The following is a 17,327-nucleotide window of genomic DNA, read 5'->3' as shown; positions in this document are numbered from 1 at the left end:
CATAGTAGAACCGTTAATTACCAAGCTCAATATGTCAGGTAATATATAATTTTATGACAATGGGTTTGCGTTAAGTCGCGATAAAATACTTCCTTAACCAATAATTTTAGGTTGGTTACGCCTCGTCATACCCTACTGCGTATTTCATGACCTTTTCTTGTTGATTCCTCACCCATGCGATCTCTCACCCCATAGCCTCGTTGATGCATCATATTGTATATTAACGCCTCATCACCGCGGGTCGTTGCGGTGCGAACTCATGTTTATCTCATCACGTTGCGTGGCGCTTCTCTCTGGGGGAACAGTGAATTATCCAATTGGGCAGATCAATCACAGCTATCTGGGTTCCAGCGTTTATACCATGCTGCGTGAGGCATTAATTACCGGCCAACTCAAACCGGACGATCGTCTGAGAATACGGGAACTCGCCGCACAGGTTGGTACCAGCGTCACGCCGGTGCGAGATGCGATTCTGCAACTGGCGAAAGAACAGGCGCTGGTGCTCAAGACGCCGCGCGATATCCGCGTCCCTCAATTGACCGAAGCCCAGTTTATCGAGATCCGCACATTGCGGCTGGCGCTGGAAGGCACGGGAGCCGAGCAGGCTGCTGCGCACATTACGCCGAAGATGCTGGAGCAGATTGAAGAGAATATTCGCCAGAATCGTCTGGCGATTGACGAGAAAAATCTACGCGAAGCGCTGCGGTTAAATAGCGAATTTCACCTGTTTCTGGCGCAGGCGGCACGCATGCCGCTGCTGACGCAGTTTATCGGTAGCCTGTGGATGCGCACCGGCCCGCTAATTGCGCAGGCCTATGCGCATTTTTCCGTGCAAATGGCGATCGAACATCACGAAGAGGTCTTCGCGGCGCTACAGCAGCGCGATGCCAGCGCCGCTCGACAGGCCATCCAATCCGATATTCTGGACGGCAGTGAAACGATGCTGGCCTTTATTGCCATCGATCAATAGCATGACGTGGCTCAACCGCGCTACGCCGCCATGAGTCGTGGCAACAAGCCGCGAATCAGCAGTCGGGTTTCTTTTGCCTGACTGATAAACGCGGGCAGCAGCGCGGTAAAGCTGGGTTCATCCAGCGATTCTGCAGTGTGCTGAGTGCACAAACGCAGCGTCGTATTCTCATCCAGCGCCAGCCAGCAGCCTTTCATCGCCGCCATTTCAAAGTTAAGCATCAGCATGAGTTGGTACACCGCCGTGCTAACCTCCCCCTGAAATCGCATCACATCGCTGTGTAATAGCAGCACGCCGCTGCTGGCGGGGACTTCCAACACCACCGCCTCCTGACCGTCAGGTTCGCGTAGCGCACAGATGCCGTCCTGCAAGCCCAGTTGAGTACGGCTGAGCGCGCCGTAATGGCGTAATAACCGAGTAATATGCTGTTGTGTGGGTGTCATTCTGTTCTCCTGTAATCACCGCATGATATTTACGATTAGCTGTTTAGCTGCAAGCCTTCCTGCTGGAGCTGCTGCAACGCATTGGCGGTCGCGGGATTGGCTTTTGCAATCTCGCCGCTCAGTTTGTAACTTTGCGGTACGGTTTGATCCTGCCCGTAGCTAAAGCTGACGTTACCGAGCAGTTTATTCATGCTGACGCCCGCGCTGCTTGACGCGTTGATGATGACTGCTGGGGTATTGAACCCTTCGCTCTTCTTCACCGCCTTCGAGACTTCAATGCTGGCAAGACGCAAATTATTGCCGTCTTTAAATAGCGCGATGACGTCATCCTTGCCGTGCGTCTTGTTCTGAATGCCCTTCTCGATCTTTTCCCGCACATCGTCTTTCAGTTCCAACGAGACCGTCACCGACGCTCTGTCGTTATCCTGCAAGCGGCTCACGATATCCTTCAGCGCCGGATTGTCCGCGATCAGTTGATTGATGCGATCGGCATTACTTGGCGGCAGCGAAGAAAACAAATGATTACCGATCACCTGAAACAGCCCGTTTTCTGTCAATTTGCTGAGGTTGGTATAGGACGTCGTGTGCTTGACGCTATCCAGCGTTGCCCCGTCGCGCTGTGCAACATCCTGCTGCACGTTCAGCTTTTTCAAACTCATTAATCCCTGATGCTGATCGTCGGTTTTTGCCGGTTTATCCGCAAAATGCGCATTCAGGATGGCCAGCTGATCGCCCGGTTCCTCCATTCCTTTCACGCTGTCGATCAACAACTGACTGGCCGGATCGCTAAAGGCGGAAGCCAGCGTCTTGGTCACCGCTTCAATGTCTTTGTTCTCCAGCGGTTCAGCCTTTTTCATGCCCAGACTAATTGACTGGTTAGTACGCGAATCGGTCGCCACATTCACCCCAACGCTGGCCGCAGTGAAGAACGGGACAGTACCATCCGGTGTCGTTCTAGCCGCCCCGGCACTGATAGTGGCATTGAGCCCCGCAGTGGCCTGATTCATGAAGCGCAGACGGTTGTCGGATTCCGTATAGGTTGTGGATTTCTCCCCTTGTGAAACGCTGGATGAACTGGTGCCAGACAACACGTTAGCGCTCGCCGTCACGCCAACCGACCCGCGCAGCGTCGCGCTGGTTGGCGCCGCACCTTTTTCCGTCAGGTTGATTCCGCCGCGCAGCTCCAGCGCCGCATTGCCATCCAGATTGAAGCTGACCGTTTTTCCCGCCTTCACGCTGTGCTGTTCCCCTTTATCCAGCAGGGCAAGTGGGTTGATCGTGCCGCTCGACAGGCCGTCAATAAAGCCGGGCAGTTCTTCTTCGCTGAGCGTAAAGTTCAAGGCATTTTGCTGCGCCATTTGCAGGCTGGCGGATACGCCGAAGGAGGCTCGAACGTCCGGTGTGAAGCTGTGTTTGCTGTTGATGTTTTGCGTCATCTGCGCCGACGTTTTTCCTGTCAGATACTGGCTGACGTCATACCCGCCGGAGTAACTCACTTTCCCGGTAATCCCACCTGAACGCTCGAAGGCAACGTTGATGCCATTTTCACCGCGAGAAAAGCTCAGATTGTAATTGCGCTCGCCGCTGACGCCGCCGCCCGGCACCGGAGGGAAAGGCAATGGCGTGCCGCTGACCACAAACGACATAGATGCCCCGCCGCCATAGGTCCGGTTAAACGCGATGCTTTCGTTGCTGTCCAATGACAGGACGGTCGCCTTCATTTTATCGATCATGTCCGTCTGGCTGGCCGCCTGCATCACGGTTTTCGAGGTGACGCTGATGGCGTTGTCCTCTTTCCTGAACGCCTTCATAAAGGTTTTAACCGAATCGTAATCCGCCTCCAGCGACTTATGATTGGTGAACCCCATGTCGGTCATCTTCTTCACCGGGTTTTCGCCGTAATCTCCCTGTCGCAGCGCGTTAAGCTCCTTCATCATCGAGGCCAGTTCCGCCTCACCCGGCGACGTACCGGATAGCGTATCGATGCGATCGGTCAGCTTATGCAAGTCTCCCAGCACCAGGGTATCCAGCACCAGCCGCGTTTTCGCCAGTGACAGTGCATCGCTGGTATCCCGCTGCTGCCCAAATGATTCGCTATTCGGCTTTTGGGCTATCGGCGTTTTGCTGTCGACAAAGGCTTTGATCAACGTACTGGCTGTACTCGTTTTCGATGACGGATGACTTTCCATCGCAGCCAGCAGCACCGGGGCCAGATCTTTTTCTCTTCCATGCAGGCTGGCGGGCTTGCCTTCCGTGTTCATGACTCCATTATCGTTCACCACGCCCTGCTGTCTGCCGATCAGCAGCGCCGCTTTGGCCGAGCTGCTTTCCAGTTCGGTATGGAACTGTTTTAGCAGGTTCACCAGCGGTTTCCCTTTTTCCCCCAGATCCAGCTTGTCTAGCTTACTTGCCAGATCCATCACCGCCCCCTGCGGTTGACTCGTTGTGGCATCCAGCTTTTTCAGCAATTCGGTTTGCATGTCATAAACAGGCTTCAGGCCTTCACGTCCGCTGACCTGATGCTGCACATGGTCGGCAAAGGTTTTTAACGGCCGTGGCACGTCCAGGGTGAATGAGACCAGATGGGCTCGCAGCAGATCTGACAGTTTGCTTTTCACCTGCTGCGACTCTTCGCCCGTTTTACCGAGAACCTGAACATCGGCTTTAAATGTAACCCCGGTTAACGGTATTTTTCCTCCTTTGGTCGCCACATCCAGCCGACCAAACACCGTTTCTGCGGCACGTGGCTCGGCGGGTAACGGCGCTTCCCCTTTTGGCACCGTCGTTTTCCACGCGCTCCCTTGCAGGGTATGGAGTTCATGCTCGTCATGCGCCACCTGCACATGATGCTGCGCATTCGTGCCCAGTGAATTCACTTTGCCCTCTGCCGGCGTCTTCACCGGCTGCCATTGTGCGCTGTCGTGATTCGCCGCATTTTGCCAGTCGGCTTTCGGCAGTTGGAAAAGCTGCCCGTCTTTATTCAGGGCAAAGAGCGTCTGCTGGTGATCCAGCGCGATGTCCTGTATCTCACCGGACAAGCCATTTTTAGGTAGCGCCAGCGGCGGCGCAGCGAGCTTATCTGTTCCCGGCTTGATTTGGTGGAAATGCAGATCGCCCTGCTTATCGACGGCAATAAATTTATTACGGTTGATCACCGCCATCGCCGAAACGTCATCGTCCTTGGCAATACCCGGGAGTGCGGTGCCCGCAGACGGCGTCATACGCACCTGCGGCAGCGTAAACACGGTATTGTCACCGTGCGTAAACGAGTCTGATTTCTGGTTAATGGACAGCGGCTTGATTTCACCGTCTTTTAGCGTGTAAGCCTGATTGTCCAGCCCGCGCTTGAGCTGGCTGGCTTCAACGCTGGATGCCTCCCAGCTTTTGGTATTGCCGTTGTAAAAATGAACTTTGCCTTCCTGTAGACCGACTTGCCCCAATCGTCCCAGATCTAAGGTGTCTTTCGCCTCGGGTGCTGCCGTGGTCAGCCCCAGCTTATTATCCACCACCAGACTGTCGCTCAGGTTCCACCCCGGCGTGGGGGACAACCCATTCTGCCCCAGAGGCGTGACGTGCTTTTGTCCCTGGCGATCGGTGGCGAGAGCCTGCGTCTGGCCGTGTTCATCGTGGGCAAATCCGGTAATACGATGGTCGTCACCCAGCACCGCATTCAGTTCCGGCGTGCTGACCGGGGTTAATGTGGCATGCGACGCACCCGCCTCGGGCAGCGGTGCGTGGTAAAGTTTTCCGTCATTGTCGGCAATCAGCAGGTGTTCTGCGGTTAACCCCACTGCTTTCGCATACACCGGCTCGCCATTGTCCAGCTTGAGATCCACCGGCTGCGGCGCAGCATCCAACGTGCTCATCAGATGCAGTTGCGTAAGGTGATCCTGCTCGGTCAGCACGGCAGACTGCCCGTTTTGATTGGTAGAAAACGCCGTAATTTTATCGCTGAAGGCTGATGACTCCGTGCCTGACGACAAATTGCTCAGCGTGTGGTCGTCTTTGACCGCATACAGTTGACCATCGCCCTGCCGGGATAACTGGCTGTGGGCGACATCGCTGCTTTGCTGCCAGACGCCAAACTCGGTATTCAGTGCAAAGAGCTTACCGTCATGAAGACGCAGTTGCTCGCCCGCGCCTGAAGCTGAATCGGGCTGTCGGTGGACACCGGTTAACAGCTCGTGGTTCATGCGTCCAGAGAGCGGCACGCTGGTAGATTCGCCCGAGGTTGCTGTCAGAGAAATACGTTCCGGCGTGGAGTCCAGCTGTATGTTACTCGCGCTCAGCTTGCCCGCTGGCATCGCGCTGCGGCCGCTGCTGTGAAGCGCAATATGCTGATTGTCATCACTTTGAATCACGAACAGCCGCCCTGATTTGTCGGCTAGCGCGTGCTGCTGTGCATCCTGATTTTCATGATGAGCCACGAACGGCTGGCTATTCTTCCCAATGGTCTGTTGTAACAGCGTGCTCAGTGCCTCTGGCAAACCTTTCCCAAACTGAAGCTTACCGTGGCTGTCCAGCGCGATATCGGGTTTCGCGGCAGGTGTAGCGGTATGACTGCCATTTATTTTGATCTCAGCAGCTTCGGTGGAGGCAAAACGCGGCAGGCTCTGGATCAGCCCACCCGATGCCAGCGAATCACGCGGCGCGCGCGTTACGCTCTGACTCACGCCTTCCGCTGAAAATAGTTCGCGCAAGGTCGTCGAGCGCGAGTCCTGACTCTTCACTGAACTGCCGCTTCCCTGCTCCAGTTCGGGCGGTTTGTTTTTATCATGCAAACCTTGTTGAATCAGGGATTGCGCGCCTTTTTGGCTCGCGCTGGTGCTACTGCCCTGCGATAGCGATGTGTTAGCTAGCGTAGCGGGCGCAATTTCCGACACGGATAGACCGGGCTGAACATGCTGGATTTTCTGCATAACAGGTTCCAAGGGTGATGAAGTGATCGTGTCGGTTAAGTGGTCAGTTTCTCCTTCCGGTTCCCGACATCTTTCTCTTCCCTGAACGGGAACCGCATCACACCTTCCCTCACTTAATACGCAACAGACGTAAGCCTGTTAATGACCCACATTATTCACTTTCAAGGAGATGTTATGGCTGATATGACGATCACGCTCAGCATACAACCCGGCGCAGGCCTGTCATCAACAGGTCTGAATTCCCCGCTGTCAGGCAGTAACGGCGGGGCATCGCCACGCTCTGCACAGCAGGATAGCCAGCTCATGGAGGCGCTGGGCACCTTACTTAGCGCGCTCTTGCCTAATGCGCAGGGCAATACACCTTCATCAACCGATGGCAGTCCACTGGGCCAGACTGGCGCAGGCAACGGCGGTAGCTCGCCATTAGGACAAAATGGCAACCCTGCCGATATGCTGATGAAACTGTTGGAAACGCTGATTCCGGGCAAAAATGGGCAGGAAGCGGGTAACCCACTCTCTTCCGGTTCGTCAGGCGCGGCAGGCGGCAGTGGCGGTGCCTCACCGCTGGCGGGCTCATCCGGCACGGGTGGCGCAGGCGGTGCGCAAAACCCAGAAAATTTAAGCCGTTCTCTCCTGCAAGATTCGGCAGGCAGCGCATTAGATAACGCCATCAGCCCAACGGCAGACGGCGGTGGCCAACTGAGTGGTAACGCTCTGTTGAAAGCGCTGATGGAATTGATCGGCAATCTGATGGACTCACAGAAAGGTGAATTCGGCCAGCCGCAAGAAAAAGGACAGTCACAAGGTGGCGGATCGCCATCGGTGGGCGCGCCGCAGGCTTCCTCCGGCGGTGGCGGTGGATCGCCTGCCGCACTGTCTGCACCTTCTGCCGGTGGTGGGGGTTCACCTGCTGCACCATCAGCGCCGTCTTCACCCGTTGGTGGTAACGGCGGCGGCGCATCTGCTCCACTAACAGCCGCACCAACCGGTGTTGATGGCGGTTTGGCAGCCTCGCCGACGACGTCAACAGCAGGTGCTGGCCCAGTTGCCTTCCCTAAAGCCAGCGGTGATGCCACCGTGGTCAATGACACCATCAAAGTCGGCCCCGGTGAGGTCTTTGATGGCGGTGGTAAGACCTTTACTGCCGGTAGTAAGTTAGGCGACGGCGGCCAGGCTGAAGGCCAGAAGCCGGTCTTTGAACTGGCTCCTGGCGCAACGCTGAAAAACGTGGTGTTTGGTGATAATGCGGCAGATGGCGTACACGTTCGCGGCGATGCCAAAATTGATAACGTACACTGGACCAACGTGGGTGAAGATGCGCTGACGGTAAAATCCAATACCGGTAAGCCAGCCAACGTTGAAATCACCAACAGTAGCGCTCAGGGCGCTTCCGATAAGATTTTCCAGTTGAACGCGGATGCCAACCTGACTATCGATAATTTCAAAGCGAAAGACTTCGGTACGTTTGTCCGTACCAACGGTGGGCAACAGGGTAACTGGAACTTGAATCTGAGCAACATTGACGCAGAAAACGGCAAGTTCTCGTTCGTGAAAAGCGACAGTGAAGGGTTGAACGTCAAAGGCAGCAACATCAACCTGACGAACGTCAATAATCACTACAAAGTGCCAGATTCCGCCAACTTACAGGTGAAGTAAGATGCCAACCACGATGACACCTCCCGCACCGACACGCTGGGCGGATATCGCCAGACAAGGCGGATACATTACGCCGGCGCAACGTGAATCGTTCACGCAGGCTATCCATCTGGTGAGAACACAGTTGAACACGGTACTTAGCCAGTCAGGATCGCTGCGACGGGGTGAGTTCGAGTTCGATGCGTTTGTGGATTCGCTGGAGCAGGATTTTCTGCATCAGGCCGACATCCATACGAAGAACGGGCTACATAGCGACGTGGCGCAGACCTCGTTCTGGGTCGCCCGCCTGATCGCCGATCGTTTTATTGCGGTGCGTCAACTGTAATACGTGCGCCATTACCGCACCGGGGAAAAGCCAGCCAGGGAAACCTGTGCTGGCTTTTTTATCTCAGTTCGATAGATGTCAGGCGTGAAGTGAATAAGCCATCACCCAATGGTGACCGTTCCCCCACCAATCACCACGCCACCACAACTCACACCATCCCCCGTTCGTGCCGCGGGTTTACCGTCAATAAATACACTCGATGAACCACCGCTAATGCTCCGAGCATGACCGTGGGGAACCAAAGGATCGCCTTGTCGAGCCAACGGCATACCATCAACCTTAACCGTCGATGACCCCACCGCGACGGGCGTCGGCGGATGACTACCGTGACCGGTATCGCTATCGCCTAATTTAACTGCGTTACCCATTTTTATTCCTTGTTAATACATCCGTTACAATATCAGCGTCAGCAAGCTATTTGCTTCAACAACATTACCCCAAACGATCTCTCATAGAGTGTGCGAATCGTTCTCGAATAAGATCATTTCTAGCCGAAAATGTTGGAGTAAGCCGCTTTCTTAATCCAACATTTTTGGTATTAAATTTCACTAAAGACTAGATGACAGGAATAAACCCCCCATCAATGTAGGAAAAAACTGGTGAATATCCTCTAAGCCGCTTACTGCCATTTTCATTTACTATAAAATAACTTAGCGGAGAGAAACTTGGATCAGATTTATTTATAAAACGAACCATTCTATGATTATTCATCACCTCAACTTCATAATCATTCCAGTTGATATCAATCATTTTAAAATGATTATTTTTAATATCATCTACAAATATATTACTTTTGTAAACATCATCAATACTATCTCCATTAATCATTGCCCATGCTTTCAAAGACTCATTAAGATATCTCTTTATTTCTATATCATTCTTTTCTGCAAAAAGATGCCAGAGATCGAGATAGGCAATTTTTAACGCCTGAATCTGCTCAGTTTTTCCGGTAAAAGGTGTGGCTTTTGTCCATTTCCACTCAGGGATATTCTTAAGATGGACTTTTTTAGTAAACTGATAGAGTTCCATACCAGCAGGGAAATAGTTATCGATCAGATAATCCGAGGAGAGATGTCCCATTTCAACCTGCTGTGCTGTGATTTTCTTTACCATCACTTTTTCAGGTTTAGCACTATCCGCTTCCCCGCCTGATTGCGCATAAGGAATACCGTCTTTACCGATAGCGATAGTGAACTGGCTTAATACCGTCGACTGCTCGCCTTTAAACGCGGTTAAGGCCACTTTATACCCTGCATCCGACTTAAATGCCTTGCGTCCATTATCATCACTAATATTTTCCTGTGAGAACCAGCCCAGCGCTCCTATTTCAACCGTAATCTCATTTTCGCCATTTTCCAACGCAAGCAATGCGTTAGTGCTGGATGTACCAAACCCTCTCCCAGCCACCGCTGAATCTCGGTTATCCATACCAAGGACGCCGTTAGTCTTGATGGCGCAAAACGCCGAGTTAATATCGAATACGCTGCGGATCCTTAATGGTTCATTAGCGGCATTGGCGGTAGACATCATGATTAGCCCTACAAAAACTACGTGCATACATTTACGCCATTTTCCCCTCATGATTTCTCCCTGATTTTATCGATGACTAAAATAAAAATGGCAGCCTAAACTTACTCATTTTCAATTTAGTATTACACACTATTTTAACGAATTAAAACTTAATGCACACAATTCCGTTATCAGCCAAGGATACTCATCACTAAATTTGTTATTGCTCAAACTAATAACATGACTATTTTTAGGAGTTAAATTAAAATACTGGAGTAAGTGGTTCACTTACTCCAGACATCCGTATATTTTTAATCTTCACTAAAAATCAGATAACAGGAATAAACCTTCCGTCAATGAAGGAAAATATGGGGGAGAAGGATCCAATAAACCTCTCCCCCCCCTCATCAGTGAAATAAGAAATGGGAGAAAATGTAGGGTCTGACTTATTGATAAAACGAAGCATCCGTTGATCATTCATTACTTCAATTTCATAATCATTCCAATTGATAGGGATCATTTTGAATGAAGGATCTTTAAGATCAAAGAAAAGATCAGAATATATATCATCGACACTCTCCCCTGTAGTTATTGCCCATGCTTGCAACGATTCATTAAAAGTTTTTTTTATCGCTGCATTATCTTTTTCAGCTAAAATATACCAGAGGTCAAGGTATGCACGTTTAAGTGCCAAAGCTTGTTCTGGTTTGTTAGTAAATGGAGTCGCTTTCGTCCATTTCCATTCGGGGAGATTCTTAAGATGGACTTTCTGCGTAAACTGATAGAGCTCCATCCCAGCAGGAAAATCATTATCAGAGAAATATTTATCAGGAATATGTCCTTTTTCCACCTGCTGCGCGAAAATTTTCTTTACCACCACCTTTTCGGTTTTATCGCTGTTTGCCCCTCCTTCTCCACCTGATTGCGCATAAGGAACCCCGTCTTGACCGATAGCAATAGTGAGCTGACTCAATACCTTTGACTGTTCACCTTTAAACGCGGTTAAAGCGACTTTACATCTTGCATCCGGTTTAAATACCCCGCGGGCTTCATCACCGATGGTTTCTGGTGAGAACCAACCCAGCGCCCCGATTTCAACCGTAATCTCATTTTCGCCATTTTCCAAAAATAACAATGAATTAGTACTGGAGGTGCCAAATCCTCTTCCAGCGACCGCCGAATGACGGTTATCCATCCCAATAACACCGTTAGTTTTGATAGCACAAAACGCCGAGTTAATATCAAATACGCTGCGAATTCGTAACGGTTCCTCAGCGGCAGTAGCGGTAGACATCATCATCACTCCTGACAGTATTAGGTAATTCCATTGAAAAAACTTCCCCATCATGCGCTTTCCTTGTATTCCTAACGTTTCGGATTCGATCCCATGGTCCAGGGTTCCCGACTCGGTTTTTCCACTTTATTGTATTTAGGATTCGATCCCATTGCCCACGGCTGGGCGGGTATCACTTCTGGCTTCGTAATGATTCGCTCTTTACCAAACAGATTAATACGCATTGCCGACTCATCCGCTTTTAATGGCCCAGCCAGTTCCGTTGTTGATTTATATTTGTATTGCTGGTTTAAACCTTTACTCCCACCTTTTTTGCTATTCCATTGAGCATCAGCCAGTAATGCTACCTCAGCCTTAATCCCATCGTGATATCCCACCAAATCAATACCATCCTTATGTGGATCCAGCTTCATTCCGGCTTCTGTTTTAAGACGTCCCTCTGCCTTTAAGGCCACTTCGACAAACAGGACTTTTGTTTCAAAAGCCGTACTAACAACCCCTTCCAACGTAAAAGCCAGCTTATTGTCGTCGTCCTCTGGCGCGAAGGTCCATTGTGCTTGCTTATAGGCCGCGCCGACAGAAAAATGCAGCTCTGCTGTCAATTTTATATAACACTCTAGGGAACTGCCGCCCTTCGCGATATATTCCCGGCACTTCGCGGCAATACGTTCTACTTTACAGTAGGCCGCCAGAAGCTGTATCAGGTCTATTTTCATACTCATGCTAAGGAAGGGTGCCGCGTAAAGCCCCATAAAATGCGTGGCATCATCAACACGGTCTTTGCACTGATACGCGTAGGATACCCCCAGATTAATTGGCTCAACGGAGAAATCAAACAGGCGATACTCACGCGTTCCCTTTTTTTCGGGATCGGGATCAGGCAGAAGATATTTGTTGATGTTCGATAAAAAGCGCTCTACTTTGCCAATCTGTTCCAGTGTCTTGACCGTTTTGACTTTATTACGCGTCATCTCCGCAAACTTAGCCGAATATTCCGTACCACCGATTTTCAGCCCGTACTCAATATTCAGCTTCTGTTCCTGCGTAATTTGAAACTGATCGGTCTGCAATGTCCAGCCACTCCGCAGTTTATTGCCGTTTTTAGGCTGGGTATTCTCCATCTTTTTTCTGGCAGCGATCTGTTCATCCCGCCGCTCCTTCCAGGTGCGCTTTTTGCCTGTCAACTCGTAGCTGAAACCGATAACGGCCCGTAGCTCCACTTCAGGATAAACATCTATTTGTGCATAACTCGCTTTACCCGTACAGCCCTGCGTAATCAACTGATAACGATGGGGAGCGGCAATGGCATCAGAGGGCAAATGAATACGATTGAAATAGGACCATATCGGATCGACGGGCGGATCATCCTGCTCACTATCAGCAGGTTTCTTGTAATAGAGCGTGATGGGGTTTGGCGTTCCGTTCTTTAACGCAATTTTCTCATTTCCACTCTCCAACGTGGCCTGCGGACAGGTTGGCTTCTCGCACTTCCCTTCTATTTTTATCGTTCCCTGACTGCCGGTTCCATCATCCAGAACTTTGAGATGAATGTTCTGCTCAACAGGCCAGGCATGCGTTTTCTCATCGAATGCATCGAGCGTTATCTCATAAGTACAGGGATCGGGATGATTGCAATTTGCGCAGGCACTGCCCGCCGCAAGTGAGACTTTTCCTTCAGACATACGCTTTTCCTTTAGCGGGGAATATATCCCAATGTATCTTTAAGCAAACGTTCAACCCGGTAATGGCCGGGAAAGCTTTCATTACTTAATAAGTCCTGCCATACCGCAGGGAGTTTTTTTATTGAATACATCTCTTTTTCTATTAACAAATGCAGTAATCCGCGAATAGCGCGATCGTCTTCAATGCCTTTTGCCTTACAAAAATGATAACACTCGCTCACAGCCTCTTTGACTGTGAAGCGCTCTGGCTCATCTCGTGAGTCATGATAGCTCTCATCCGTCTGGCTCATTTTCCATTCGGGAGTATGCGGTACAACATATTGTATTTTTTCTGCGTATTGAGTAATCGTTTTAGTCGTTAACCCCCCGATGTATTTCATTTCCGCACAGTGATTCAGTAAATCAAGTTGTGGCTGGCTGATTCTGAGCAACTTCATTCGGCTTTTAGCCGTTGGCGGAAACTGGGCACGGACGGGCTGGAAATGCTCTTCCCGGATTATTTCATTATGGACAGTCATCATTTTTTCAATCGGGCCCATAAAACAATGCAATTCCCATTCACTCAGAACATGGCATAAATCCCAAATATTTCGTGGATCATAAAAGCGGAAAAACACGGGTTTATCTTCTGAGGGAAGAAGTACCTGTAAATATTTACGCAAATGTTGGCGTAAATCCTTCATACTCACCGACGTAAATAAATATATTCCCCACGGAGAAGTTTTATTCACCAACCAGGATGAAACCTCATGCGTGACTTCAACTAAATAGGGAGCCAACGGGACTAACTCCTGCTGTAATGGCTCTGCATATAAGCAACAATGCGGCGGATCGTGTTCAGCCAAAAAATCCAGTAGTCCCTCTTCAATGGAACCGTCGATAACGGCATATTGTACGATTTCACTCACTGTTTTCTTTCTCCTTTACCGGACAGTGCGCTACAAACATCGTCCCTGCGGCGGCGGCCGCTTTCAATATCGCCGGATCGGCAGGGAGTGCAACATCGCCCGGGCTGCCACCTGAATTCAGGTTAATCGCCGGTCCTTTGATGTCCACCCCACCAGCGTGGATGACCACAAAACTGCCCCCGACTCTGAGTGTCAGTTTGCTGCCGCTTTGCAGCGTCAGATCGCCATTGCTGTCCACGCTGAATACGCCGTTGATTTTCTGCGTCAGATCGCCCTTAACCTGTATACCCTGATCGCCTTCGGTCAGCGATAAATGATGGCCTGTAGTTTTGTGATCCTGACTGCCTTCCACCGTGACTTTACGATTGTTGGCGACCACCAGTTCTTCATCATGTCCGATACTCGTTGTGCGGTTATAGTCCACGCGCTCATCTTTAGCATTGAGCACCCGCACCGCCATATTCTTCTGGGCGTGAAGGAAGATCTCTTCGTTATCGGTCGCATCCTCAAAGCTGAGTTCGTTAAAACCTTTGCCTTTATGGGTTTTGGAGCGAAGCGTGGTACGCGTTTTATTGGCAGGCAGCGGATACGGCGAGGGATTGGTCGCGTGGAAAGTACGCCCGGTGACAATCGGCTGGTCCGGATCGCCTTCAAGGAAGCTGACGATCACTTCATGGCCGATACGCGGGATGGCAATCATGCCGTACTGGCCGCCCGCCCAGCCCTGGCTGACGCGCACCCAGCAGGAACTCTGGTCATTGCTCACGCCGTAGCGATCCCACGGGAATTGCAGTTTCACCCGACCATACTGGTCACAGTAAATCTCTTCACCCGCCGGGCCGACAACGGTGGCGATTTGCGGGCCGTCCACCATCGGTTTGTAGGGCATGGCAGCACGCCACGTCGTCGTGCCTTTCACCACCGCAAAGCTGTTGCTCATGGTCGTCGGTTCGCCGCCACTTTCCTCTTCCAGCGCCTGCGGCTGCTGCCCGACGTGCGTCACGCTCACCGTCTGCCAGACCGCATTCAGCGTCGCATTCGGGTGCTCCGTCAGGGTGAAGGTATTGCCCGGCATCAGCCCCGCGCAGTTGGATTCCCCTTCGCTCGTCACCGCCCCTGAGCGCAGCGCATCCAGCCGATAGCCGCTGAACACCTTGCCGCTCGGGTCTTGCTTATAGCGCCCCGGATAGTCGTAATGCTGATAACTTTCGCGCTGGTGCGCCAGTTCGCCGCTCATTTTCTTGTGCGACAGTCCATACGCCGGTGTCTTGAAGCTGTAGTCTTTCAGCTCAACTTCGGCCGTACTTACCCGCTCCGCGTAGTGGAAGCGCCGGACATATTCGCCCTCACTCAGCCCCTGCGTCGCCAGATTGAAGAACAGCTCGGGGCCTTTGGTCAGTGCACCCGCATCGTCAGCAAACACCACCCGGTGTTTACCCTCTTCGTATTCGTGGAAGAAATACATTCCCTCCTCGGCGGCCAGCCGGGTGATAAAGGCTAAGTCGCTTTCCCGATACTGCACACAATATTCCCGTACCGCATGCTCGTTACGCAGCGCAAAGGCGTAGTCAGTGATACCGGCTTCTTCCAGCAGCGCCCCGATAATCGCCTCCGGCTTCTGCGCCTGAAAGATGCGGGCGTTGGTGCGTAATCCCAGTCGCCACAGGGCAGGACGGACTTCTATCTGATAGCGCGTGCGCCGGAATCCGGTGTCACCCTGCGTGAAGCCACTGATAATTCCGCTGACCCGACGTTTCAGTTCGCCTTCATACCAAATCATCAGCTCGCACGGCTGGTCCAGCACCGCGCCGAAATCGACATCCGGCAACGCGCTTGCCAGACTCAGCGACAGGCTGAAAGGCCGGTTCAGCCCCTCATCCAGCCTGAAATCCACCACCGCGAAAGTGCCTGCTTCCAGAGCACCGACCTTTACGGTGAACTGTAATCCTGTACTGTTTGCCATCGGCTTTCTCCTTATTTTTATTCTTGCTCTGCCGCCACGGCTACCGCATGCGCCGATGCGTTCCGCCGCTCCCCTGATGAAAAGCAAAATGCTTAAACTGTGGTCTGAGTTTGCTCACACCACAGTTCACGTTGATAGAGCATCACATTGATAAAACAAGACGTTATAAAGACGCCATAGTGGCTAAAAACGCTGCGTGGGTGAAAAGCGCAAAACATTTAAGCCGAGCAGAGATTCGGTGTGTTCACGTCGTGGAAAACAAGAGGGTCGCAGGGTTGAAGCGGAGTGAAGAGTGATGAAAGTGTTCCATGTGGCATCCTTGACGCTATTCCTTTTAAGAAAATACGCGTACAAGGATAACAAGATGTTCATAGTGCTAATAGCGCAAAAAAAGGACTAAAACCGAGTAAACCAATTGATTTGAATTGAAATAATCACATTAAAACTAATAACTAGAGAGCAGTGCTTCCGCCCTGCTCCCTGTCGTTTCTTCGCTTTAGCTGGAGAGCTTTTGCAGCCCCATGTTGACGATGCGGTCACCAATCATCGCCGCATCAATGCCCAGAGACGAACCGCCATTGCCGCGCGCATGCAGGTTAGTATTGCCGGTGTCACCCGCCACCGCGCTCTTGATCATGCCGACCGCCTTCATGAATTTATCCATGCTGCCTTTGGTCATGCCGTCATCATCCGGCTTGCTCAGCGCTTTCGCCCAGGATTTGTCATCCTGCTTTGCCGTCTGCCAGTTATCTTTCTGGTATTCCGGTTTACCGAAGACTTCAGGATATTGATCCATAAACTGACCAATTTCTTTCGCCATCGCCCGATCTTCTTTATCCACGAAGTAACGCGTCGGGCTGTCGTTGTGCGTGCTGATGTTGTTCAGTTCCTGCAAACCGGCTTTTTGCCCAACGCTCATCCCCAGCGTGCTACCCAGTTGATTGAACGCACCCGCACCGCTCAGGCCTTGCAGACCGTTATTGCCCAGTTGCAGCGGTGGCGTTTGCCCTTTCGTCTGGCTCAGGCCGTTGCCCAGAATAGCGGATAGTGCGTCATTAACGCCTTGGGTATAGGCAGAAATTTCCGGCGACGACGGCTGTTTGTTGCCGAACAGCCCCCCCTGCTGCTGCGACATGCCGCCGCCCAGCAGATCTTCCAGCGCGCTAAACAGCAAGCTCCCCATCATGGCCGATGGATTCATGGCATTCATACCGGCACCCAGCGCCCCGCCTAATCCTCCGCCGAGCGCACTGCCCAGCCCACTACCAAGGCTACTGCCGAGACCGCCCCCAAGGCCACCACCCAGCAAACCGCCGCCGAGCCCGCCCAGGCTGCTGCCTAAACCACCGAGCCCACCGCCCATGCCGCCGCCCATCATGCTGCCCATGAACATCATGGTTGTCATGATATCGGACAGTTTTTCTGCGATGTTGCTACGCTGGCCACCAAACGCTGACTGCGATGGCGATCCGCCATTTTGTGAAGACTGAGATTGAAATAAACCGCCGTTACCGCCCGCCTTGATCGTGATTTGCAGAGAGGTTCCGCCACCAAGAGAATTAAGCATAATGTTTCCTCAATGAGTAAATGGGTTATGAAAGCGCCAATGATGTGCGGTCAACCCGCGTGATTGTGACACTCCCCCATTAAGTGATTTC

The 17,327-nt window shown here is 51.8% G+C and carries 12 protein-coding genes; 3 read left to right on the top strand and 9 right to left on the bottom strand.

The genetic code is table 11. The features are described from left to right. Positions 1 to 304 precede the first annotated feature (304 nt). Positions 305 to 970 carry a GntR family transcriptional regulator gene (locus tag MYB54_RS10610; RefSeq protein WP_039286325.1) on the top strand — a complete coding sequence of 222 codons (666 nt, stop codon included), beginning with the start codon at positions 305 to 307 and terminating at the stop codon, positions 968 to 970. A gap of 20 nt (positions 971 to 990) precedes the next feature. Here the strand turns inward: MYB54_RS10610 and MYB54_RS10605 are convergent, their stop codons facing one another. Further along, entirely contained in the window at positions 991 to 1,413 is a 423-nt protein-coding gene (locus tag MYB54_RS10605; RefSeq protein WP_205537345.1) for a type III secretion system chaperone, read from the bottom strand. Positions 1,414 to 1,448: 35 nt separating this feature from the next. Further along, positions 1,449 to 6,332 (bottom strand): AvrE-family type 3 secretion system effector, encoded by a 4,884-nt coding sequence (locus MYB54_RS10600; protein WP_248721908.1) that lies wholly within the window; start codon positions 6,330 to 6,332, stop codon positions 1,449 to 1,451. A gap of 174 nt (positions 6,333 to 6,506) precedes the next feature. On the opposite strand from MYB54_RS10600, the gene MYB54_RS10595 reads away from it, so the two are divergent. Continuing rightward, positions 6,507 to 7,988 carry a pectate lyase gene (locus tag MYB54_RS10595; protein ID WP_039501121.1) on the top strand — a complete coding sequence of 494 codons (1,482 nt, stop codon included), beginning with the start codon at positions 6,507 to 6,509 and terminating at the stop codon, positions 7,986 to 7,988. Between the two features lies 1 nt (position 7,989). Then, a complete protein-coding gene (locus tag MYB54_RS10590; RefSeq protein WP_039280521.1) occupies positions 7,990 to 8,313 on the top strand; it encodes a hypothetical protein in 324 nt (107 codons plus the stop codon). Positions 8,314 to 8,414: 101 nt separating this feature from the next. Here MYB54_RS10590 and MYB54_RS10585 read toward each other — a convergent pair whose 3' ends face one another. The 7 genes from MYB54_RS10585 to MYB54_RS10555 all read right to left on the bottom strand — a co-directional run bounded on the left by MYB54_RS10585 (position 8,415) and on the right by MYB54_RS10555 (position 17,236). After that, on the bottom strand, positions 8,415 to 8,681 hold the full coding sequence (locus tag MYB54_RS10585; RefSeq protein WP_039280524.1) for a type VI secretion system PAAR protein: 267 nt from the start codon (positions 8,679 to 8,681) through the stop codon (positions 8,415 to 8,417). A 187-nt stretch (positions 8,682 to 8,868) separates the two neighbouring features. Continuing rightward, positions 8,869 to 9,894: a hypothetical protein gene (locus MYB54_RS10580; RefSeq protein WP_248721907.1), complete on the bottom strand. Its 1,026-nt coding sequence runs from the start codon at positions 9,892 to 9,894 to the stop codon at positions 8,869 to 8,871. Between the two features lie 256 nt (positions 9,895 to 10,150). Next, positions 10,151 to 11,170, bottom strand: coding sequence for a hypothetical protein (locus MYB54_RS10575; RefSeq protein WP_039509549.1), 1,020 nt, complete (start codon positions 11,168 to 11,170; stop codon positions 10,151 to 10,153). A gap of 17 nt (positions 11,171 to 11,187) precedes the next feature. Next, a complete protein-coding gene (locus MYB54_RS10570) occupies positions 11,188 to 12,798 on the bottom strand; it encodes a hypothetical protein (protein ID WP_248721906.1) in 1,611 nt (536 codons plus the stop codon). Positions 12,799 to 12,809: 11 nt separating this feature from the next. After that, positions 12,810 to 13,706, bottom strand: a complete 897-nt coding sequence (locus MYB54_RS10565) for a DUF4123 domain-containing protein (protein WP_080163656.1) — start codon at positions 13,704 to 13,706, stop codon at positions 12,810 to 12,812. Next, the gene (locus tag MYB54_RS10560; protein ID WP_248721905.1) at positions 13,699 to 15,669 is read right to left on the bottom strand and encodes a type VI secretion system Vgr family protein; all 1,971 of its coding nucleotides are present in this window, start codon (positions 15,667 to 15,669) and stop codon (positions 13,699 to 13,701) included. Before MYB54_RS10560 ends, MYB54_RS10565 begins: the two co-directional genes overlap by 8 nt. Positions 15,670 to 16,165: 496 nt before the next feature. After that, the gene (locus MYB54_RS10555) at positions 16,166 to 17,236 is read right to left on the bottom strand and encodes a harpin HrpZ family protein (RefSeq protein ID WP_039550561.1); all 1,071 of its coding nucleotides are present in this window, start codon (positions 17,234 to 17,236) and stop codon (positions 16,166 to 16,168) included. Between the last annotated feature and the right edge of the window lie 91 nt (positions 17,237 to 17,327).

This window comes from Pectobacterium nicotianae (assembly GCF_023272715.1).
Lineage (GTDB): Bacteria > Pseudomonadota > Gammaproteobacteria > Enterobacterales > Enterobacteriaceae > Pectobacterium > Pectobacterium brasiliense.
The sequence above is the reverse complement of the archived record's forward strand: the minus strand, read 5'-3'. Positions and strand labels throughout refer to the sequence as shown.